The organism is Paracoccus homiensis (genome assembly GCF_900111675.1).
In the GTDB taxonomy this organism is placed as follows: Bacteria; Pseudomonadota; Alphaproteobacteria; order Rhodobacterales; family Rhodobacteraceae; genus Paracoccus; species Paracoccus homiensis.
On the sequence record NZ_FOHO01000003.1, the window covers coordinates 214,601 to 235,737 of the forward strand.

Here is a 21,137-nt window from a genome sequence, read left to right on the forward strand (position 1 = left end):
GCCCTTGCCGTCAGCCCTGATCTGCCATGTCGGCGCGGATCTGCTGGACGCTTTTCGTCAATCCAGCCTGCGGCACGCCACGCAGCAATTCGTCACCGATGACGAAGGTCGGCGTGCCCTGGATCGCCATGCGTTCGGCCAGCTGATGGTTTTCACGCAGAACGGCGGTCACATCCTCGGTATTCATCGTGTTGATGACCTCATCGGCATCCACGCCGATCTTTTCCGCCACCCCGGTCAGCGCCTCGATCGAGGCCGAGCTGCGCAGCGCGATCAGTTCGTCATGCGCCTTCCTGTAGGCGTCGTCCCCGGCAATCTGCTTGACTGCCACGGCAAAGCGGGCCGAGGCTTCGCTGTCTTGCCCAAGGATCGGAAACTCTTTCACGATCAAGCGGATATTGCCATCTTCCTCGACGACCTTGTGAACCTCGTCATTGAAACGGCGGCAGACACCACAACGATAATCGATGAATTCGACGATGGTCAGATCGCCATCAGGGTTGCCGCCGATCCAGCTGTGGCCGTCATCGAAGATGGCGTCGCGATTGGCGGCCACCAGCGCCTGATCGTTCTGAGCCGAATCCGCCGCGCGGCGTTCTTCCAGCACGTTGATCGATTCGATCAGAACCTCGGGATTGGCCATCAGATATTCGCGCACGGCCTCGCCGAAGGCGGCTTTTTCCGTGTCGGACATGGACTGGATGTCGAAGGACATGGCGGGCGTCGCGGTCAGCAATAGGGCGGCGATCAGGCGTTTCATGAATTTCCTCTGCTTGGCTTGGGCGCAGCTTGGCCCGCGGGGGCCGGGAAGGCAAGAAATGCGGCGACAAAGCTGCGTGAACATGTCGAAAGGCTAGAGCCTGCCGCGCCTCTGCGATATGACAGGCAAAACGACAAAAACACGAGGCCCGAGCAATGCGACATTCCGCCCGCGGACAGGTTGATCCCTTCATCGTCATGGATGTGATGCAGGCCGCCGCCAAGGCCGAGGCCGAGGGCCGCCGGATCATCCACATGGAGGTCGGCCAGCCCGGCACACCCGCCCCGCAGGGCGCGCGCGATGCGCTTGCGAAGGCGCTGGAACAGCCGCTTGGCTATACGGTCGCGCTGGGTCTGCCACGGCTGCGGCAGGGGATCGCGGGTCTTTACCGACGCTGGTACGGGCTGGACATCGATCCCGCGCGCATCGTCGTCACCTCGGGCAGCAGCGGGGCGTTCGTCCTGGCGTTTTCGGCGCTGTTCGACGCGGGCGACAAGGTTGCGATGGGGTTTCCGGGCTATCCCAGTTACCGGCAGATCCTGAAGGCGATGTCGTTGCAGCCTGTCGGCATCCCCACCACGGTCGAGGATCGCTATCAGCCGCGCCCCGAACAGTTGCCCGACGACGTACAGGGTTTGATCCTGGCCTCGCCCGGCAATCCTTCGGGGACGGTGCTGCGCAAGGACGGACTGGCCGCGCTGGCCGAGGCGGCGCAGGACAGGGGCATGGCACTGATCTCCGACGAGATCTATCATGGCCTGTCTTATGGTCGTTCCTGCCATTCCGCGCTTGAAGTGACGGATGAGGTTTTTGTCGTAAACTCTTTCAGCAAATACTTTTCCATGACCGGATGGCGGGTCGGCTGGATGGTCGTGCCGCATAGCCATCTGCGCAGCGTTGAACGTCTGGCGCAGAACATGTTCATCTGTCCGCCCCATGCCAGCCAGGTCGCCGCATTGGCCGCGCTGGACTGTATCGACGAGGCCGAGGCCAATCTGGCGGTCTATGCCGAAAACCGCCGGCTGATGCTGGAAGGACTGCCCAAGGCCGGGTTCACGAAGATCGCCCCGCCGGAAGGGGCGTTCTATGTCTATGCCGATGTGTCCGATCTGACGCAGGATTCGCTGGCCTTCGCCGCCGAGATTCTGGACAAGGCCGGGGTCGCGGTGACGCCGGGTCTGGATTTCGACCCCGATCGCGGCGCGACGACGCTGCGTTTCAGCTATGCCCGCTCGACCGAGGATGTGGCCGAAGGGCTGCGGCGGCTGGCGGCCTTCATGGCGGCGCGATGAGGCGACTGGCGCTGGTTCTTGCGGTGCTGCTGGGGCTGATCGTTCCGCAGCTGTCGGTCGCGCAGGCCATGGCCGACCTGAATATCGGCGCCTCGTCCCTGACCGCCGAGGGGCGCGACCGGGGCAAGCCGCGCCCGATGGACCTGCGGCTGGTGCTGGATCGCGCGGTGCCTTACCGGGTTTTTCTGGTCGACGATCCGGTCCGCCTGATCGTGGACATGAAGGGGATTGATCTGACCGGCATCCGGCCCTCGGACCTGTTCGGGCACGATCTTGTGCCCGCCATCCGCTGGGGCGAATTTCGCCGCGGCTGGTCGCGGATCGTGGTTGAACTGCCCGCCCCCTATCGTGTGACCCGCGCAGGCCAGACGACCCGCGCCCCCGAGCCGGTTCTGGACATCGCGCTGGAGCCGGTCGATCGCGAAGATTTCCAGCCACGTCCCAGCGCCACTGCCGCGTTGCGCAATCTGCCCGTTCCCGCCGAGATCGAAACACCCGAAGCCCCGTCGGAAGGTCTGGTCGTCGCGCTGGATCCCGGTCACGGCGGCTTCGACCCCGGCGCCGAGGGCGGCGGCGCGACCGAGGCCAATCTGGTTCTGACCTTTGCGCTGGAACTGCGGGCGGCATTGCAGGCGCGGGGTATCGGTGTCGTGATGACGCGCGAGGATGACAGCTTTGTCAGCCTGGAACGTCGCACGACCATGGCCCGCGATGCCGGGGCCGATCTGTTCCTTTCGCTGCATGCCGATGCGCTGCCAAGCGGGCAGGCGGCGGGCGCGACGATCTATACCTGGGATCCGAAGGCAGATGAGCGCGCGGCACGGCAACTGGCCTCGCGGCACGAACGTGACGATCTGATGTGGGGCGTCGATCTGGGTGGCGAGGACGACGATCTGGCCACCGTTCTGATGGATTTCGCCCGCACCGACACCCAGCCAAGATCCGAGGTTTTCGCGAAATTCGTCACCTCGCGCATGGCGCTGATGGGAATCGGTCTGCATGGCCGCCCGGTGCAGAAGGCCGCGTTCTCGGTGCTGAAATCGCCCGATATCCCGTCGGTTCTTCTTGAACTGGGCTTCATTTCGGATGCGGTCGACCGGGCCAATCTGCTGGATCCGTCATGGCGGTCGCGGATGGTCACGGTGCTGGCCGATTCCATCGTCGGCTGGGCGCGTGACGAAAAGGCCCGCAAATCGGTGCTGCGCCGCTGACGGTTTCGTGATCGCCCAGTGTTGTTTTGACCCCGATGGGCGCCCCGGTTATAGATATCACCGATCATCGAAAGGCCATTTTACCCGTGCTGCGCGCCCTTCTTTCCTTTTTCGGTGCGATCTTTTCCTGGATCGTGACCGCCGCCTTTTTTGCCGCGCTGACGGTGGGCGGCATTTTCTGGATGTATTCCCGCGATCTGCCCAGCCACGAGGCGCTGGCGCAATACAGCCCCAAGACCATCAGCCGGATCTATTCGGGCGAGGGGATGCTGATCGACGAATTCGCCGAGGAACGCCGCATCTTCGTGCCGATCGAGGAAGTCCCCGATCTGGTCAAGGAAGCTTTCGTCAGCGCCGAGGACAAGAATTTCTATCAGCATCCGGGCTATGACCTGCGCGGCATTCTGGGCGCGGCGGTGCAGGCGGTCCAGTCGGGCGGCAGCAATGTGCGCGGCGCATCGACCATCACCCAGCAGGTGATGAAGAACTTTCTGCTGTCCAGCGATCGCAGCGTCGAACGCAAGGTCAAGGAACTGATCCTGGCCTCGCGGCTGGAACGCACGCTAAGCAAGGACCAGATCCTGGAATTGTATCTGAACGAGATTTTCCTGGGTCAGAACAGCTTTGGCGTGGCGGCGGCCGCGCAGACCTATTTCAACAAGTCGCTGTCCGAACTGGCCCCGCACGAGGCCGCGATGCTGGCCGCGATGCCGCAGGCGCCGGGCCGTTATCATCCGGTCCGCGCCAAGGAACGCGTGACCGAACGGCGCAACTATGTCCTGCGCGAGATGTGGCAGAACGGCTATATCGACGAAGCCACCTACGAGGCCGAGGCCAAGCTGCCGCTGCGCTCGGTCCAGAATGGCGATTTCCCGTCGGCGGGCAGCCAGATGCCGTCGCGCGATTATTTCACCGACGAGATCCGCCGTCAGCTTAGCCGGGAATTCGGCAATGAGGAGTTCTTTGGCGGCGGCCTGACCATTCGCGCCACGGTCGAACCCGACCTGCAATCCGCCGCGGCCGACGCGCTGCGCGACGCGCTGGAACAATACGACCGGGGTCTGGGCCTGTGGCGCGGCACTGGCGAGACGATCGCCGAAGATCAGCTGACCGACGAGGCCGCGTGGCGCGGGGCGCTGTATTCGGTGCGGGTGCCGCGCGACATACCGGGCTGGTATCCGGCGGTCGTGCTGCAGATCGGCCAGAATGACGCACGGATCGGCATCGAAGGCATCGAAGAGGATGCCGATGGTCACTGGATCCCGGCGAAGGATGTGCAATGGGCCCGCAAGATGAACCGCGACACGGGCCGCCCCGAAGGTGGTCGCGCCCAGGTCGCGGGCGACCTGCTGGCGGTTGGGGATGTCGTTCTGGTGCGCGCGATGACCAGCGACAGCGATGGCAGCTTTATCCGCTGGACCCTGCGGCAGGTGCCGCGGGTGCAGGGCGGCTTCATGGCGATGGATGTCAATACCGGGCGCGTGATGGCGATGCAGGGGGGCTTCAGCTATCAGTCCTCGGTCTTCAACCGCGCGACGCAGGCCATGCGTCAGCCGGGGTCCAGCTTCAAGCCCTTTGTCTATGCCGCGGCGCTGGACAACAATTACACCCCCGCGACCATCGTCGTGGACGAACCGATCAGCCTGAACACCCCCTATGGCCTGTGGGAGCCGAAGAACGCCGGTGGCCGGCATTACGGGCCGACGCCGCTGCGCACCGGCATCGAACAGTCGCGCAACCTGATGACCATTCGGATCGCGCAGGATATCGGCATGGATGTCATCGCCCGATATGCCGAGAAATTCGGCGCCTATGACACGCTGAAACCGTTTCTGGCCAACTCGCTGGGGGCGCAGGAAACCACGCTGTTCCGCATGGTGGCCGCCTATGCGATGTTCGCCAATGGCGGCGAACGGGTCGAGCCGACACTGGTTGACCGCGTGCAGGATCGGCGCGGGCGCACCATCTATCGTCATGATCAGCGGGTCTGTGAAACCTGCGGACAGCAGGCGCTGCCTGCAGGTCAGGCCCCCGTCATCACCAGCGACCGCGAGCGGGTGATGGATCCGATCACGGCCTATCAGCTGACCTCGATGATGGAGGGCGTGGTCAAGCGCGGCTCGGGCAAGGGGGTGAACCTTCCGGTCCCGATCGCGGGCAAGACCGGCACGACCAATGATGCCAAGGATGTCTGGTTCATCGGCTTTTCCAGCAATATCGTCGCGGGCTGCTATCTGGGTTACGACCAGCCGCGCACGCTGGGATCCAATGCCTATGGCGGGACGCTGTGCGTGCCGGTGTTCAATGCCTTCATGCGCGAGGCCGTGCGCGAATATGGCGGGACCGAATTCCGCGTGCCGCCCGGCGGCTATTGGGCCAAGATCGACCGCGTGACCGGCCAGCGCCTGCCAGATGACGCCAGCGGCCCGAATGTGATCGCGGAATATTTCCGCGACGGCACCGATCCCAGCTGGGGTTCGCCGCTGGTCATTTCGGGCTTCGGGGATGAAAACGTGGTGCTGCCCTGGACGGCGGCGGCGTCCGCGGCCAAGACGGTCACGACCTCGACCGGCAAGCGCAAGGTGATCCCGAAGAAAGCCGATTTCGGGACGCTGTCCTCGGGTGGTCTTTACTGATCAGGGGCAGGGCGCGTTGGTCCAGGCCAGGGGATCGGCGGCGCGGGCGCATTTCTGCCGCGTACCATATCCGGTCGCGACGGCAAGGACGCGCCCTTCGACCTGCGTGTCGGGCCGCAGGTCGAATTCGACCACATATTGCACGCTGCTGACGGAATCGTCGGGCAGCCCGTCCTGGGTCAGCACGACCGTGCCGCGGCTGTCGGCCTGATAGGCGTTCAGCGTTTCGCTGTACCCGCCCTCGACCGGTTCGTTGCTGCTGAACCTTTGCTGAACGGCGGCGGCGGCTTCGTCCAGCGTTTCGGCGCCGCTGAGGTCCAGCAGGCTGACATCCTGCGTCAGAAAGGCGCCGCTGGACAGGGACGGGACGGGCGCGTTGCCATTCGATCCTGTGGAAGTCATCGGCGTGCAGGCCAGCGTGAACAGGCACAGGGGCAGCAGGGTGGTTTTCATCGTGGGAACCTTTCGGCAAGCTGAACTGGGTGCAGCCTAACCCGTGTTTGGCAAAGCACCAAATGCGGCGCGTCTAGTCCCGTTCGCCGCCCATCAGCGGTTTCAGCGTCTGCCGGATCAGCCACAGGATCAGCAGCGCCATCCCGGTCCCCAGGGCCGCCAATTGCCCACTTCCGGTGCCGCAGGCCAGCCCGATCGCGCCTGCCAGCCACATCGAGGCACCGGTGGTGATGCCGCGCACATTGCCGCCACTGGTGATGATCGAGCCCGCCGCCAGAAAGGCGACGCCCGCAGTCACCGCCTCGATCAGGCGCAGCGGGTCGATGCGCAACTCGGCCTCGGATCCGTCGGGAAAGAAGGTCAGTTCCATCGCGATGATGGTAAAGATCGCGGCGGCCAGCGAAATCAGCATATGTGTCCGCAGCCCGGCCTCGCGGGCGCGCAATTCGCGTTCCCAGCCGATCAGCGCACCAAGGATCAGTGCAAGACCAAGCCGGCCTGCCGCCATCGTCAGCGACATCGAGTGCAACGGGCTGAAAAGATCGCCAAGCGCGTCCTGCATGGGCCTGTCCTGTTCGTGATCTGGTCTGCCCGGTGCAAACGCCTGATGGCGCGATGCGGTTTCCGGGGCGGGGTCTTGTTCCCGCACCCGGCTCGGGTTATCACTCGCGCCTGAAATTCGAGAAGGGTTCCCCATGCGCGCCGAGACGCAGTCCACCATCGAAAACATCCGCAAGTCGCTGCAACTTCTGGGGCAGCGGATGGATTGGCAGACCGCGCCGCATCGTCTGGAAGAGATGAACGCCATGATCGAGGATGGCGATCTGTGGTCCGATCCGGCACGTGCGCAGAAGCTGATGCGCGAACGTCAGGCCCTGTCCGAGGCGATCGAGACCTATCGCCGGATCGAGGGCGATCTGACCGCCAATGCCGAGATGGTCGAACTGGCCGAGGAAGAGGGCGACGCCGATCTGGTGTCCGAGGCCGAGGCGAATCTGAAATCGCTGGCCCAGCTTGCCGCGCAAAAAGAGCTTGAGGCGCTGCTGAACGGCGAGGCCGACGGCAATGACACCTTCCTTGAAATCAACGCGGGCGCGGGCGGCACCGAAAGCTGCGACTGGGCGTCCATGCTGGCGCGGATGTATGTGCGTTGGGCCGAAAAGAAGGGCTATGACGTTGAACTGCTGTCGGAAACCGGCGGCGACGAGGCAGGTATTCGCAGCGCGGCCTACAAGATCACCGGGCATAATGCCTATGGCTGGCTGAAATCGGAATCGGGCGTGCATCGCCTTGTCCGCATCAGCCCCTATGACAGCGCCGCGCGCCGCCATACCAGTTTCAGCAGCGTCTGGGTCTATCCGGTGGTCGACGAGAATATCGAGATCACGGTTCCCGACAACGAAATCCGCATCGACACCTATCGCTCGTCCGGGGCGGGCGGTCAGCACGTCAACACGACCGACTCGGCCGTGCGGATCACGCACATCCCGACGGGCATCGTCGTCACCAGTTCCGAAAAGTCGCAGCACCAGAACCGTGCGAACGCCATGGCCGCGCTGAAATCGCGCCTGTATCAGATGGAACTGGACCGCCGCAACGCCGAGATCAACGCCCAGCACGCCGCCAAGGGCGAAGCGGGCTGGGGCAACCAGATCCGGTCCTATGTGCTGCATCCCTATCAGATGGTCAAAGACCTGCGCACCAGCGTCGAGACCAGCGATACCCAGGGCGTGCTGGACGGCGATCTGGATGCGTTCATGGCGGCCACGCTGGCCTTGGACGTGGCGGGCAAAAGCCGGGCCGAGGCGCAGGCCGAGGATTGATCCCAAGCCGCGATTGGCGGTTGCGCCGAGGGCGGCTTATCGCGTTACATATCCCCCGCGAAGAACGGGGGTATCATGCAAAAACGACAATTGGGGCCGGACGGCCCGATGGTCGGCGCGGTCGCGCTGGGAACGATGAACTTCGTCGGCACCTATGGCGACACCACCCCCGAAGACGCGCTGCGCTGCATGTCCGCCTGTCTGGAAATGGGCGTGGACCATTTCGACAGCTCGAACATCTATGGCGCCGGCCGGGCCGAGGAACTGTTGTCCCGCTTTCTGAAGGATCACGGCGACCGCGTTGTTCTGGCCAGCAAATGCGGCATCACCCGTCGCGCCGAACAGCCGTTCGACAATTCCGCCGCGCATATGCGCGAGGCGCTGGAAGGGTCGTTGCGGCGTCTGGGCGTGGATCACATCCATCTGTATTACCTGCACCGGCACGAGGTCGCGCGCCCGATCGAAGAGGTGATGGAAACGCTGCTGGCCTTCCGGGCCGAGGGCAAGATCGGCGCGATCGGCCTGTCCGAAGTGGCGCCCGCGACGTTTGAACGTGCGCAGGCGGTCGGACCGGTCGCGGCGGTTCAGTCGGAATATTCGCTTTGGACCCGTCAGGTCGAACTGGGGATGTTGCAGGCCACCGGGCGCAGTGGAACGGCGCTGGTCGGCTTCTCGCCGGTCGGTCGCGGGATCTTTGCGCGCGAACTGCCCGATCCGGCGACATTCGGGCAGAATGATCTGCGGCAGGGGATGCCCCGTTTTTCGCCCGAACACTGGCCGCATAACCTGAAACGGCTACAGGCCTTTCGCAGCTTTGCCGCCGATCTGGGCGAAAGCCCGGCCACGCTGGCGATCGCATGGCTTCTGTCGCGTGGGCCGCAGGTGATCGCGCTGCCCGGTTCGCGCAGCATTGCGCATATGCAGGACAATGCCCGTGGCGCGATGATCGACCTGAGCCCGCAGCATCTGGACCAGATCGAGGCCCTGCTGCCGATCGGTTGGGCACATGGTCCGCGCTATGGTGCGGCAATGTCGGTCGGCCCGCAGGCCTATTGTTGAAAACCGGTCCGCTGGGGCGCAGGATGGGAACGGAGTGGAAAACGGAAAGGGCAGGAAGATGAAGTTTTCCGCAGCGTTCCTGATTGTGCCCGTCTTGCTGGGGGCGGGCGCGGCGCGGGCCGATACGGCGGCGGCGCGATGCGATATCTATCCGGCCGGGTCCGATCATGCCACCGCGTCGCTGCCCTGCAGCTTTGGCCAGAGGCAGGGCAACATCACCATCACCCGCGAGGATGGGGTCACGATGGACCTGCGGCCCGATGGCGATACGGTTGGCAACTTCCGCGATCAGCACGGCAACCGGGTCTATCGCAACAGCGGGCTGGGCGATGCGGGGGTGATTTTCCGCAGCCCGACCGAAAGCATCTTTCTGTATTGGGATGCCGATGTCGGTCTGGCCGACCCAGACGGGTTTTCGACCGACGATTACGACGCCACCGCGACCCTGCGCTGTGGGCCGGTCGGGGCCGAACCGGCACATGCCTGCCCCGCCGGTGCCATGCGGATGGAGGACCGTCAGGCCTCGGTCACGGTTCGGGGCGTTGACGGGGCGCAGTTCACGCTGAATTTCATGCGCGATGCCACGGATGACAGCTTCTATGTCAACGCGACATCTGGCCTGGCCGAGGGACGGTTGACCGACGATATCTGGCATGTGGTGATCGATGGTCGCGCGGCCTACGAGGTTCCCTTGGCACTGATCGAGGGCGGCTGAGCCTGTGGACGGGTTGCGCTGCGCTGCGGCAATGCCCATACCTGTCTTGTGCAGCCAGTCATGTGACAGGACCCGACCATGCAGGATAAAAGCATCAACCTTGCACTTCAGGGGGGCGGCGCGCATGGCGCCTTTGCATGGGGCGTGCTGCATCGGCTGCTGGATGAGAAATGGCTGCATATCGCGGCGATCAGCGGCACCTCGGCCGGGGCGCTGAATGGCGCGGCAGTCAAGGCCGGGCTGGCCCGCCATGCCGGGATGCGCGGACGCCGCGCGGCGCAGACCAATCTGGATTGCCTGTGGCGCGAGGTCGGGCAGGCATCCGACAACAGCGTGGTGCGCTGGATGCATTCGATGTTGCCCATGCCCCGCAGCCTGCACCGCGTCGCCGAGATGTTTTCGCCCGCTGCATGGCTGGACGGGCTGACGCGGGTCTTCAGCCCCTATGATTACGGGCCGTTCTACACCAACACGTTGGGGCCGGTTCTGCGCGGGCTGCCTTACCCGGATTTCAGCAACACGCAGGGGCCGCGTCTGTTCGTGTCGGCGACGAATGTGCGCACGGGCCGCATTCGCGTGTTCACCAATCATCAGGCAAGTGTCGAAGCGGTTCTGGCCTCGGCCTGCCTGCCCAACCTGTTCCGCTCGGTCGAGATACATGATCCGGATACCGGCCGCCGCGAGGCGTATTGGGATGGCGGATTTACCGGAAACCCGGCGCTGTTTCCCTTGTATGACAAGGCGTTGCCCCGCGACATCGTGATCGTGAACATCAACCCGCTGATGCGCGACGGCATCCCCAAGACGCCGGTCGAGATTTCGGACCGGGTGAACGAGATCAGCTTCAACAGCACCCTGATGTCGGAATTGCGGGCGATCAATTTCGTCAAGCGCCTGTTCGCCGAGGGTCGGATGCAGAACCGCCCGATGAAGAACCCGCTGATCCACATGATCCTGGATGATACGCTGATGAACGACCTTAGCGCGCGGTCGAAGGTCATGCCCGGTCCCGGTCTGCTGGAGCGCATGAAAGAGGCGGGGCAGGTGGCCGCCGACAGTTTCATCGAACAGCATGCCGATGCGTTGAACCGTCAGGATACGGTCGATCTGGCCGAATTGTTCGTGGGTTCGGGGATCGTCGGATAGACCAGCCCGGCCGAGATCACCAGCTTGGCCGCATCCTCGACGCTCATGTCCAGAAAAGTGACCTCGTCGCGCGGGGCGTAGATCAGAAAGCCCGAGGTCGGGTTGGGCGTCGTCGGCACGAAGACCGCGATCAGATCCTGCGCGCTGCGGGCCAGCACCTCGCCCTTGGCGGGGCCGGCGACGAACCCCACCGCCCACAGGCCGGGGCGCGGATACTGGATCATGCAGGCGCGGTCGAAACGGGCCTCGTCCTGCGACAGGATGGTTTCGGCGATCTGTTTCAACGCGCCATAGACCGACCGCACGATCGGCATCCGCGCCACGATGCGTTCGCCCGCCCGCAGCATGGCCCGCCCGAACCAGCCCTTGGCAAGCCAGCCGATCAGAACCGTGAACATCAGGAAAAAGACGACCCCGATGCCGCGAAAGTCGATGCCGATATATTGCTCGGGTCGCCAGCGGGCGGGAACGATGGGCAAGACCCAGCTGTCCATCCAGCCGGTCAGCGTCCAGATCAGCCAGACGGTGATGCCGATCGGCGCGATGACCACCAGCCCGGCCAGAAAGTTCGAGCGCAGCAGCCCCAATGCGCCGGGACGGCGGGGCGGCAGGATCGGGCTGGGGTCTGTGTCCGGGGCGCGCATGGTTCGGATTGGAACAGCGCGCGCCCCATGTTCGTCAAGCGGCTTTTGCCATCTTCGCGGCGATTTCCGCCGCCAGTCGCGCATTGTTCAACACCAGCGCGATATTGGATTGCAGCGACCGGCCTTCGGTCAGTTCGAAGATGCGCTGCAGCAGGAAAGGCGTCACCGATTTGGCGGCGATCTTCTGGTCCTCGGCCTCGGCCAGGGCCTGTTCGATCACCGGCATGATCTCGGACCGCGCGATTTCGGCCTCGACCGGGATCGGGTTCGCGATCAGCTGGCCACCTTTCAGGCCAAGTGCGGCACGCATATCGGCGGCGGCGGCGATCTGGTCGGGGCTGTCCATGCGCAGGGGCGCGCTGATGCCGCTGCTGCGCGACCAGAAGGCGGGCAATTCGTCCTGCCCATAGGCGATGACCGGAACCCCCAGCGTTTCCAGAACCTCCCAGGTTTTCGGCAGGTCCAGGATCGCCTTTGCGCCCGCCGCGACGACCGTCACCGGCGTCTGTGCCAGTTCCTGAAGATCGGCCGAGATGTCAAAGCTGTTTTCGGCACCGCGATGAACGCCGCCGATGCCGCCGGTCGCAAAGACGCGGATACCGGCCAGATGGGCGCAGATCATGGTCGCCGCCACGGTGGTCGCGCCGGTGCGGCCATTGGCGATACAGACGGCCAGATCGGCGCGGCTCAGCTTCATCGCCTGTTCGGGCGGCGTCTGCGCCAGCGCCTGCAGCGTGTCGGGCGTCAGGCCGACATGGATCTGGCCGCCCATGATGGCGATGGTCGCGGGCACTGCGCCGCCACGGCGGATCACGTCCTCGACCTCGCGGGCCATTTCAAGGTTCTGGGGATAGGGCATCCCGTGGGTGATGATCGTCGATTCCAGCGCGACGACGGGCTGACCATCCTTCAGTGCCTGTGCGACTTCGGGCGAATAGGTCAGGGGGGCGGTCATGGAACATCCTTTCCGGAAACATGCGCGGCCGAGGATTCCACGGCCTGACGCAACGCCGCATCGCGCGGCTGGTTCTGCAATTCAGCCGCCAGATGGGCGGCAAGGAAACAATCGCCCGCACCGGTCACCCGCGCGATGGTCACGGGGGGCGGGGCGAAGGTGATGGTGGGCTGGCCGACGCTGGCATCGGCGGCGGGGTGGGGCCCGTCCGTGACCAGAACGCGGGCAGCGCCGCGCGCCACAACGGCCTCGGCCGCGCTGGCGGCATCGGGGCAGGCGCGCCCGGCAAGGATCTCGGCCTCAAGGCGGTTCAGGTAGAAACAGCCGCGCCGCGCGGCGATCAGCGGCTCCAGCCGTTCGGCCTTGCCGGGGCTGGCGGGCACGACGCGCAGATCGGCGCGGGCAAGGCGGGGATCGCGGGCGATCACGCCCAGAAGTCCCTCGGTCAGGTTGCCGTCCAGAACGACCGGCGCCGTCCAGCCCGACAGATCGGCGGACAGGGGCGCAAGGATACGGTCGCCCGCGTCCTCCAGGCTGTGTGCATCGGCGATGGCCGCGATCAGCCCTTCGCTGTCCTCGATGCCCATGTAGCAATCGGTGGGCAGGCCGGTGTCGCGGGTCAGATGTTCGCAATCGACGCCCAGACGCTGAGCCTCGGCCACCAGCGCCTCGCCCTCTGAATCCTGACCGACGGCTGACAGCACCGCGGGCCGCAGGCCCCAGCGGGCCGCCGCGATCGCCACGTTCAGCGCCACGCCGCCCGGAATATGGCGGATGCGCCCCGGTACATCGGCACCCGGCGCCATCCGGCGCGGGGCGCGGCCGATCACGTCCCAAAGCATGGCGCCGATGCACAGAATGTCGGGGCGTTGGGTCATTCGTCAGTCCATTCTTTCATCTGCGCGTTCAGGAAACGCTCGAAATCGTCCAGGTCGACCGGGTCGAACTGTCCGAACCCCTGCATCCAGACCGAGGCCGCGCGCATCCCCTCGGGGTCCAGCATGCACCAGGTGATCCGGCCGCGCCGTTCCTGACGGATCAGGCCCGCCGCCGCAAGCACCGAAAGATGTTTCGAAATCGCGGCCAGGCTCATCTGGAAGGGCGCGGCGACATCGCTGACGGCCATGTCGTCTTCCAGCAGCATGGACAGCACCCGCCGCCGCGTCGGATCGGCAAGCGCGGCAAAGATCAGGTCAAGCCGGTCGGGCGGCAGCGCAGGCATCGGTCCTCTTTCACGCCGGAAGGTCGGGCAATGGTCAACTGGAAGGTTGAATAATGCCGATGGCGTCGGGGCAATGCAACCTGATAGCACGCGATGGGTGGATTTGAAAATTAAGCCTTTACAATGACTTGTGTTCGGTGTGGCAAAGCTTGACTTGCGGGGCGTTCCACCATAGACACCGCCCCGAGCGATAACGGGGGCGTGACAGATGGCCGAGGGGCCCCGGAACGGCAGTGACAGGCATCAAGACGATGCCCGCTTGCGCGATCTGGAGGACCGGCTGTCGAAAATGACCCCAAAGCCAGAGGTTCGCGGACCGATGGCGGGCTATGACAAGGCGCATGTCGCCTGGCGCATGGTCACCGAGATCGTGGCAGGCATTCTGCTGGGCTGCGGGATCGGATACGGCCTGGATTATCTGTTCGGCACGAAGCCGTTCCTGATGATCCTGTTTATTTTTGTGGGCTTCGCGGCCGGCATCAAGACGATGATGCGCACCGCGGCCGAACTGGGCAGCACCCCCGGCGACAAGCCGGAGACCGACGAGAGGGATTGACCGTGGCGACCGAAGCGGAACAAGCAACCGGCCTGACCTTCCACCCGATGGATCAGTTCATCGTCAAGCCGCTGTTCGGCGCGGGTGAGGTGCATTGGTACACCCCGACCAACGTGACACTTTGGATGGCTGTCGTGGCACTGGCCATCATCGCGCTGCTGGTCATGGGCACCCGTGGCCGCGCCATCGTTCCGAACCGCGCCCAGTCGGTTGCCGAGCTGTCCTATGGCATGGTCCACAAGATGATCGAGGACATCGCCGGCAAGGAAGGTCTGAAATACTTCCCCTATATCATGACGCTGTTCATGTTCATCGTCTTCTCGAACTTTGCGGGTCTGCTGCCCAAGGCGTTCACCGTCACCTCGCATATCGCGGTGACCGGCGTTCTGGCGCTGGCGGTCTTCATCAGCGTGACGGCGATCGGCTTCATCAAGAACGGCGCGCATTTCCTTGACCTGTTCTGGGTCCGCTCGGCCCCTCTGGCGATCCGCCCGGTTCTGGCCGTGATCGAGGTCATCTCGTATTTCGTGCGCCCGGTCAGCCATTCCATTCGTCTTGCAGGCAACATGATCGCCGGCCACGCCGTGATCAAGGTGTTCGCTGGCTTCGCCGCCATCGCCGCCGTTGCTCCTGTTTCGATCCTGGCTGTCGTCGGCATGTATGCCTTCGAGATCCTCGTGGCCTTCATCCAGGCCTATGTGTTTACCATCCTGACCTGCGTCTACCTGAAAGACGCGCTGCATCCCTCGCACTAAGCGGGCGCAGCGTCAGGATCATCTTCACCCGAATTCCAAACTTCCAACCGCAAGGAGTATCATCATGGAAGGCAATATCGGAGAACTGGGCCAGTACATCGGCGTCGGCCTGACCGCCATCGGCATGGGCGGGGCAGCTATCGGTGTGGGCAACGTTGCCGGCAACTTCCTGTCGGGCGCCCTGCGCAACCCGTCGGCCGCCGCTGGTCAGACCGCCACGCTGTTCATCGGCATGGCCTTCGCAGAAGCTCTGGGGATCTTCTCGTTCCTCGTCGCGCTTCTGCTGATGTTCGCAGTCTGATCCCACGCCATCCTTGCGGCGGGGTGGGGCATATCGCTCCGCCCCTTCGTATCCTGAGAGGCCAATGGGGTAGGACATGATCAGCCTGTTGCAAGAGGCCGCCCACAGCGTGGCCGAACATACCGAAGCGGCCGCCGCCCATGGTGCGGACGCGGCCGGTCACGCGGCGGAATCTGCGGGCTTGCCGCAGCTTGACGTCACCACCTTTGCGAACCAGATCTTCTGGCTCGTCGTCACCATGCTGGTGCTGTATTGGGTGTTGTCCAAGGTCGCGCTGCCCCGGATCGCCGCTGTCATCTCGGACCGTCAGGGTGCCATTTCCGGCGATCTGATGGCCGCAGAAGAATTCAAACAAAAAGCCCGCGAGGCCGAGGCCGCCTATGACAAGGCGCTGGCCGATGCCCGCAGCGAGGCGAACAAGATCGTGGCCGCGAACCGCGCCGAGATCCAGAAAGAACTGGATGCCGCCATCGCCAAGGCCGATGCCGAAATCGCTGCCCGCGCAGCGGAATCGGAAAAGCGCATCTCGGAAATCCGGGCATCCGCTGCATCGGACGCCCGCGAGGTCGCCCGCGACGTGACCGCCGAACTGGTCAGCAGCTTTGGCGGCAACGCCGACGCGGCCGCCGTGGATCAGGCTGTCGACAGCCGCATGAAGGGGGCTTTGCAATGAACCGGATCGCTGCCATCGCACTGACCCTGCTGGGCGCGGCCGGTCCTGCCGCCGCGGCCTCGGGTCCGTTCTTCTCGCTCGGCAACACCGATTTCATCGTGTTGATCGCGTTCATCGTCTTTATCGGCGTGCTGGTCTATTTCAAGGTTCCGGCCCTGATCGGCGGCATGCTGGACAAGCGCGCCGAAGGCATCCGCAGCGATCTGGACGAAGCCAAGCGCCTGCGCGAAGAAGCGCAGGAAATCTATGCCAGCTATGAACGTCGTCAGCGCGAGGTGAAAACCCAGGCTGATGAGATCGTGGCCAATGCCAAGCGTGACGCCGAAGCCCAGGCCGCCAAGGCACAGGACGATCTGAAAACCTCGATCGAGCGTCGCCTTCAGGCCGCCGAGGATCAGATCGCCAGCGCCGAAAAGGATGCCGTGCGCGCCGTTCGCGACCGCGCCGTGCAGACCGCGATTGCCGCTGCGACCGAACTTCTGGCCGCTCAGGTCAAGGGCGGTCAACGCTCGGCCGGCATCGACGAAGCCATTTCGGACGTGGAAACGCGGCTGAACTGATCACCGTGATCCGGCAAGGTTCTGAAACCCCCGTCCGCAAGGGCGGGGGTTTTTTCTGTCCGGTCCCAATGCCGCGCGTCAGTGGGTGCCGCGCCTGACCAGATGCGCGTCGATCTGGATCCGGCGCGACGGGGCGGATGGGGTGGCCAGTCGCGCCTCAAGCAACTCGATTACACCCGCCACGGTTTCCTCGACCGGATTGCAGGCCGTCGTCAGGTCGAAACAGGGCCATGACGCCATGTCCACATCGTCGAAACCCGTGATCGACAGATCGGCCGGGACGTTCAGGCCAAGATCGTGCCGCGCCACGCCAAGGGCGCCGATGGCCATTGCGTCATTGGCACAGACCAGCGCGTCCAGATCGTGATCTTGCAGAAGCCTGCGCGCCACCTTGGCGCCGCCTTGGTGACTGAAATCGGCGGATTCCGTCGCGATCAGTTGCAACCCCGCCTGTGCCAGCGCATCGCAAAGCCCTTGCAGCCGCTGCTGTTGCGAGGCCCATTGGGCGGGCCCACCCAGAAAGGCAAAGCGTCGGCGGCCCCGGTTCAGCAACAGATCGGCGATCCTGGCCATGCCTTCGGCGTTGCGACAGACGATGCTGTCGACCGCCGGGGCGTCGACGACGCAGCCCAGAAAAACCAATGGGATATGCAGTTTGGCGCAGGTGTCGACCATGACGGGATCGACACTGCCGCCCCGCACGATCATCGCATCCAGCGGATAGGCGAAGATGTCGGTCGCGACCAGCCGGTCCGCGCCCACCGATCCATCCAGAACCACCGGCCATTTCCCCGCCGCTGTCAGGCCGGACACCAGTCGGGACAGCAGTTGCGCATCGTACAGGTTGCCCACATCACCGGCGACGATCCCGACCAGGTTCGACCGTGTCCGGTTCAGCCCCGCCGCCAGCGCGTTCGGCCGATAGCCCATCTCGGCGGCGATGCGGCGGATATGGTCCCGCTTGTCGGTATCCAGATAGGCGGTCTGGGAAAAGGCGCGCGACACCGCCGATCTGGAAACGCCTGCCGCCCTTGCAACATCCATTGCCGTTGCGCGGCGCGGCGCGGCATCGGCAGGGGCGAATTTCATCGAACCGTCATCTTCCGTCATGGGCGCGTCACATTCCAACCCTATCTGCACACGTGTTCATAGTCACCCGATCCGTTCGGAATGAAAGCGAAATCGACAGCGGAACAGACCCGCGTCGCCAGAGGGAAGCTGAAATGAAACGCATGACGATCCTTGCCGCGGGCACGTTCCTGGGCCTGTCCGCCCCGGCCTTCGCCCAGACTGAAATCACCTGGTGGCACGGCATGGGCGGCCAGCTGGGCGACGTGGTCAACCAGATCGCCGCCGATTTCAACGACAGCCAGGAAGATTACCGCATCGTGCCGGTGTTCAAGGGCACCTACGAGGAAACGCTGACCGCGACCATCGCGGCCTTCCGCGCGGGCGAACAGCCCAATGTCGTGCAGGTCTTCGATGCGGGCGCGGCCACCGTCATCGGCGCGCCGGGTGCCGTCCTGCCGGTCGAGGATCTGATGAAGGACAACGGCATCCCCTTCGATATCGAGGATTACATCGCGGGCGTCCGCTATTTCTTTGCCGACAGCGATGGCAAGATGATCGGCATGCCGTTCAACTCGTCCACGCCGGTGCTGTATTTCAACACCGAGGCGATGGAAAAGGCCGGAGTCACCGCACCCAAGACCTGGGAAGAGTTCCAGGACGTCACCGCCCCCGCGCTGAAAGAGGCGGGCTACATTCCGCTGACCCAGTCGCATATGCCGTGGATCTTTACCGAGAACTTCTTCTCGCGTCACAATCTGCCCTTCGCGTCGGCCAATAACGGGTTCGACTCGAACGAGGTCACGATCAACATGGACAGCCCCGAGATCAAGTCGCATTTCGAGGCGTTCAAGGGGTGGATCGACGGCGGCCTTGCCGGATTCTACGGCGCGGCATGGGATGACAACGCCAAGCCCTTCGAGGCGGGCGAGGTCGCGATGTGGCTGGGTTCCTCGGGGTCGTTCGGCGGGCTGTCGGAAAAGGCCGGGTTCGATTTCTCGGCCACCTATCTGCCCTATTGGGAAGGGATCACGACGGATCCGAAGCAGACCTTCATCGGCGGGGCCGCGAACTTTGCCATGACCGGGCATTCGGATGAGGAAAACAAGGCCACGGCCGAGTTCTTCCGGTATCTCACCTCGCCCGAGGTGCAGTATATGTGGCACCGTGAGACTGGCTATGTGCCGATCACCACCGCCGCCTATGAGCTGGCCAAAGAGGACGGGCATTACGATCGCTTTCCGGCGGCTGAGATCGGTATCCAGCAGCTGACCCTGCCTGCGGGCGAGTTCACCAAGGGCTACCGGATGGGGTTCTACGTCCAGATCCGCGATGTGATGAACCGCGAATACACGCGCTATCTGACCGGCGAGACGTCGCTGGACGATGCTTTCGCGGCCATCAAATCCGAGGCTGACGAATTGTTGGCCCGCTTTGCCCAGACGCAGCAGTAATCCTGCCCGACCCGTGGCGGCCGCGATCCTTCGTGGCCGCCCGTTCCCGTCCCGAACCGGAGTCCGCCCGTGAAACGCGCCCGTTTCCATCACCGCCTGCTGCCCGTTCTGCTGCTGGTGCCACAGCTGACGATCATCGTCATCTTCTTCTACTGGCCCGCGTGGAATGCCGTGCAGTCGTCCTTCTTCTTGCAGGATCCCTTCGGGTTCGGTTCGCAATTCGTGGGGCTGGACAATTATTCCCGGCTGTTCAGATCCGCCGAATACATGAAGGTGGCGCGGTTCACGTTGATCTTCACCCTGCTTGTGACCGGGTTTTCCCTGGGGCTGGCGTTGCTTCTGGCGGTCAAGGCCGACAAGGTGATCCGCGGGGCGCGGACCTATCGCACGCTGCTGATGTGGGTCTATGCCGTCGCGCCGCCGGTGGCGGGGCTGATCGGTGTGGCGCTGTTCGATCAGAATATCGGCGCGATGACCCGGCTGTTTTCCGGGCTGGGCCATGATTTCCGGCTTGGCGTCAATTATCTGGACACGGCTGCGGCGATGGTGATCGTATCGGTCTGGATCCAGACGCCGGTGAATTTCATCTTCTTCCTGTCGGGCCTGCAATCCATTCCGCAGGGCGTCAAGGAGGCCGCGCTGATCGACAACCCGTCGGGCCTTCGCCGGTTCTGGGAGGTAACCTTTCCGCTGCTGGCGCCGACCGCGTTCTTCCTGCTGATCATCAACATCACCTACGCGCTGTTCGACACGTTCGGCATCATCGACACCCTGGTCAAGAACAACCCCGCATCGAACCCGATGACGCTGGTCTACAAGGTGTTCATCGACGGGTTTCGCGGCAATGACATCGGCGGTTCATCGGCCCAAAGCGTGGTGCTGATGGTTCTGGTCCTGATCCTGACGGTGGTGCAGTTCCGGCTGCTGGAACGCCGCATCCACTATACCTGAGGGGGCCAAGACGATGGCAGATCCCGTTTCCACGCCCCGTCGCCCGTTCCGCTGGTCCGCGATCCTGGATCATGGGGTGCTGATCGCCGGCGCGCTGTTCATGCTGATCCCGGTCTATCTGGCGCTGACCACCGCATCCCATGACAAGCTGCTGATTCAGCGCGAAGGGCTGCAATGGGGCTTTGGCGATCAGGCGGGCGCGAATTTCAGCGCCGCGCTGTTCCAGTCCGGCGGTTTCACCGGCGAGATCACCGGCGCCACGATGCTGATGAATTCCTTCATCCTTGGCATCGGCTTTGCCATCGGCAAGATCGTTCTGTCGATGATGGCGGCCTATGCGATCGTCTATTTCCGCCTGCGTTTCGCGACGCTGGCCTTCTGGGTGATCTTTACCACGCTGCTGCTGCCGCTGGAGGTCAGGATCGTGCCTTCATACGAGGTGATCCAGGGGCTGGGCCTGGCCAACAGCTATACCGGGCTGATCGTGCCGCTGCTGGCATCGGCCACGGGGACCTTCTTCTTTCGGCAGTTCTTCCTGTCGATCCCCGAGGAACTGGTGGATGCCGCGCGGATCGACGGGGCAGGGCCGGTCAAGTTCTTCATCGACATCCTCGTGCCGCTGTCACGCACCATGATCGCGGCGATCTTCATCATCATGTATGTCTATGGCTGGAACCAGTATCTGTGGCCGACGCTGATCACGACCGAAGAGGGTCTGTTCACGCTGGTCCGTGGTATCCGTCAGATCGTGCAGGCAATGGCCGAGGGGTCCGAGATCCCCGATTACGGTCGCGCCATGGCCCTTGCCATCGTCGCCATGATCCCCCCCGTCGTCATCGTCATCACCTGCCAGTCCTGGTTCGTGAAGGGGCTGACGGAATCGGACAAGTAGAAAGCTGAACC

General features: G+C 64.0%; 23 protein-coding genes. 15 read left to right on the top strand and 8 right to left on the bottom strand.

Annotation, left to right across the window (positions count from 1 at the left end; translation table 11 throughout):
* Positions 1-10: 10 nt before the first annotated feature.
* On the bottom strand, positions 11-760 hold the full coding sequence (locus BMX67_RS05685) for a DsbA family protein (protein WP_090733190.1): 750 nt from the start codon (positions 758-760) through the stop codon (positions 11-13).
* A 155-nt stretch (positions 761-915) separates the two neighbouring features.
* Here BMX67_RS05685 and BMX67_RS05690 point away from each other — a divergent pair, with 155 nt between their 5' ends.
* The 3 genes from BMX67_RS05690 (at position 916) to BMX67_RS05700 (ending at position 5,899) form a co-directional block, all read left to right on the top strand.
* Positions 916-2,052 (top strand): pyridoxal phosphate-dependent aminotransferase, encoded by a 1,137-nt coding sequence (locus BMX67_RS05690; RefSeq protein ID WP_090733192.1) that lies wholly within the window; start codon positions 916-918, stop codon positions 2,050-2,052.
* Positions 2,049-3,263 carry an N-acetylmuramoyl-L-alanine amidase gene (locus tag BMX67_RS05695; RefSeq protein WP_090733193.1) on the top strand — a complete coding sequence of 405 codons (1,215 nt, stop codon included), beginning with the start codon at positions 2,049-2,051 and terminating at the stop codon, positions 3,261-3,263. The genes BMX67_RS05690 and BMX67_RS05695 overlap by 4 nt, the downstream gene beginning before the upstream one ends.
* A gap of 86 nt (positions 3,264-3,349) precedes the next feature.
* Positions 3,350-5,899, top strand: coding sequence for a penicillin-binding protein 1A (locus BMX67_RS05700; protein ID WP_090733195.1), 2,550 nt, complete (start codon positions 3,350-3,352; stop codon positions 5,897-5,899).
* Here BMX67_RS05700 and BMX67_RS05705 read toward each other — a convergent pair whose 3' ends face one another.
* The gene (locus tag BMX67_RS05705; RefSeq protein ID WP_090733196.1) at positions 5,900-6,352 is read right to left on the bottom strand and encodes a hypothetical protein; all 453 of its coding nucleotides are present in this window, start codon (positions 6,350-6,352) and stop codon (positions 5,900-5,902) included.
* A gap of 73 nt (positions 6,353-6,425) precedes the next feature.
* On the bottom strand, positions 6,426-6,914 hold the full coding sequence (locus BMX67_RS05710) for an MgtC/SapB family protein (RefSeq protein ID WP_090733197.1): 489 nt from the start codon (positions 6,912-6,914) through the stop codon (positions 6,426-6,428).
* 133 nt (positions 6,915-7,047) lie between these two features.
* Here BMX67_RS05710 and prfB point away from each other — a divergent pair, with 133 nt between their 5' ends.
* The 4 genes from prfB to BMX67_RS05730 all read left to right on the top strand — a co-directional run bounded on the left by prfB (position 7,048) and on the right by BMX67_RS05730 (position 11,095).
* Positions 7,048-8,175, top strand: a complete 1,128-nt coding sequence (gene prfB, locus BMX67_RS05715) for a peptide chain release factor 2 (RefSeq protein WP_090733199.1) — start codon at positions 7,048-7,050, stop codon at positions 8,173-8,175.
* Positions 8,176-8,250: 75 nt separating this feature from the next.
* Entirely contained in the window at positions 8,251-9,234 is a 984-nt protein-coding gene (locus BMX67_RS05720) for an aldo/keto reductase (RefSeq protein WP_090733200.1), read from the top strand.
* 58 nt (positions 9,235-9,292) lie between these two features.
* Positions 9,293-9,949 (top strand): hypothetical protein, encoded by a 657-nt coding sequence (locus BMX67_RS05725; RefSeq protein WP_090733201.1) that lies wholly within the window; start codon positions 9,293-9,295, stop codon positions 9,947-9,949.
* Positions 9,950-10,027: 78 nt separating this feature from the next.
* Positions 10,028-11,095: a patatin-like phospholipase family protein gene (locus tag BMX67_RS05730; protein WP_090733203.1), complete on the top strand. Its 1,068-nt coding sequence runs from the start codon at positions 10,028-10,030 to the stop codon at positions 11,093-11,095.
* On the opposite strand, the gene BMX67_RS05735 is transcribed toward BMX67_RS05730, so the two are convergent.
* Genes BMX67_RS05735 through BMX67_RS05750 form a run of 4 tightly spaced genes read right to left on the bottom strand, consistent with a single transcriptional unit; the run spans position 11,041 to position 13,916 of the window.
* Entirely contained in the window at positions 11,041-11,739 is a 699-nt protein-coding gene (locus BMX67_RS05735) for a DUF502 domain-containing protein (protein ID WP_090733204.1), read from the bottom strand. The genes BMX67_RS05730 and BMX67_RS05735 overlap by 55 nt on opposite strands.
* 34 nt (positions 11,740-11,773) lie before the next feature.
* Positions 11,774-12,694, bottom strand: a complete 921-nt coding sequence (locus BMX67_RS05740) for a pseudouridine-5'-phosphate glycosidase (protein ID WP_090733206.1) — start codon at positions 12,692-12,694, stop codon at positions 11,774-11,776.
* Entirely contained in the window at positions 12,691-13,572 is an 882-nt protein-coding gene (locus BMX67_RS05745) for a PfkB family carbohydrate kinase (RefSeq protein WP_090733207.1), read from the bottom strand. Before BMX67_RS05745 ends, BMX67_RS05740 begins: the two co-directional genes overlap by 4 nt.
* A complete protein-coding gene (locus BMX67_RS05750) occupies positions 13,569-13,916 on the bottom strand; it encodes an ArsR/SmtB family transcription factor (RefSeq protein WP_090733208.1) in 348 nt (115 codons plus the stop codon). Before BMX67_RS05750 ends, BMX67_RS05745 begins: the two co-directional genes overlap by 4 nt.
* A 319-nt stretch (positions 13,917-14,235) precedes the next feature.
* Here BMX67_RS05750 and BMX67_RS05755 point away from each other — a divergent pair, with 319 nt between their 5' ends.
* From BMX67_RS05755 to BMX67_RS05775, 5 genes are all read left to right on the top strand, one after another.
* Positions 14,236-14,472, top strand: coding sequence for an AtpZ/AtpI family protein (locus BMX67_RS05755; protein WP_342707903.1), 237 nt, complete (start codon positions 14,236-14,238; stop codon positions 14,470-14,472).
* Between the two features lie 2 nt (positions 14,473-14,474).
* Complete coding sequence (locus BMX67_RS05760; protein WP_281249143.1) at positions 14,475-15,227, top strand: F0F1 ATP synthase subunit A; 753 nt, start codon at positions 14,475-14,477, stop codon at positions 15,225-15,227.
* 64 nt (positions 15,228-15,291) lie between these two features.
* Positions 15,292-15,528, top strand: a complete 237-nt coding sequence (locus BMX67_RS05765) for a F0F1 ATP synthase subunit C (RefSeq protein ID WP_089343169.1) — start codon at positions 15,292-15,294, stop codon at positions 15,526-15,528.
* A 76-nt stretch (positions 15,529-15,604) separates the two neighbouring features.
* Positions 15,605-16,201 carry a F0F1 ATP synthase subunit B' gene (locus tag BMX67_RS05770; protein ID WP_090733211.1) on the top strand — a complete coding sequence of 199 codons (597 nt, stop codon included), beginning with the start codon at positions 15,605-15,607 and terminating at the stop codon, positions 16,199-16,201.
* Positions 16,198-16,761, top strand: coding sequence for a F0F1 ATP synthase subunit B (locus BMX67_RS05775; RefSeq protein WP_090733213.1), 564 nt, complete (start codon positions 16,198-16,200; stop codon positions 16,759-16,761). The genes BMX67_RS05770 and BMX67_RS05775 overlap by 4 nt, the downstream gene beginning before the upstream one ends.
* A 78-nt stretch (positions 16,762-16,839) precedes the next feature.
* On the opposite strand, the gene BMX67_RS05780 is transcribed toward BMX67_RS05775, so the two are convergent.
* Positions 16,840-17,871, bottom strand: coding sequence for a LacI family DNA-binding transcriptional regulator (locus BMX67_RS05780; protein ID WP_245739223.1), 1,032 nt, complete (start codon positions 17,869-17,871; stop codon positions 16,840-16,842).
* Between the two features lie 113 nt (positions 17,872-17,984).
* Between BMX67_RS05780 and BMX67_RS05785 the strand changes: the two genes are divergently transcribed.
* The 3 genes from BMX67_RS05785 (at position 17,985) to ugpE (ending at position 21,126) form a co-directional block, all read left to right on the top strand.
* The gene (locus BMX67_RS05785) at positions 17,985-19,283 is read left to right on the top strand and encodes an extracellular solute-binding protein (protein WP_090733215.1); all 1,299 of its coding nucleotides are present in this window, start codon (positions 17,985-17,987) and stop codon (positions 19,281-19,283) included.
* A 69-nt stretch (positions 19,284-19,352) separates the two neighbouring features.
* Entirely contained in the window at positions 19,353-20,234 is an 882-nt protein-coding gene (locus tag BMX67_RS05790; protein WP_090733217.1) for an ABC transporter permease subunit, read from the top strand.
* Positions 20,235-20,247: 13 nt separating this feature from the next.
* Complete coding sequence (ugpE, locus tag BMX67_RS05795) at positions 20,248-21,126, top strand: sn-glycerol-3-phosphate ABC transporter permease UgpE (protein ID WP_090733219.1); 879 nt, start codon at positions 20,248-20,250, stop codon at positions 21,124-21,126.
* The last annotated feature ends 11 nt before the right edge of the window (positions 21,127-21,137 follow it).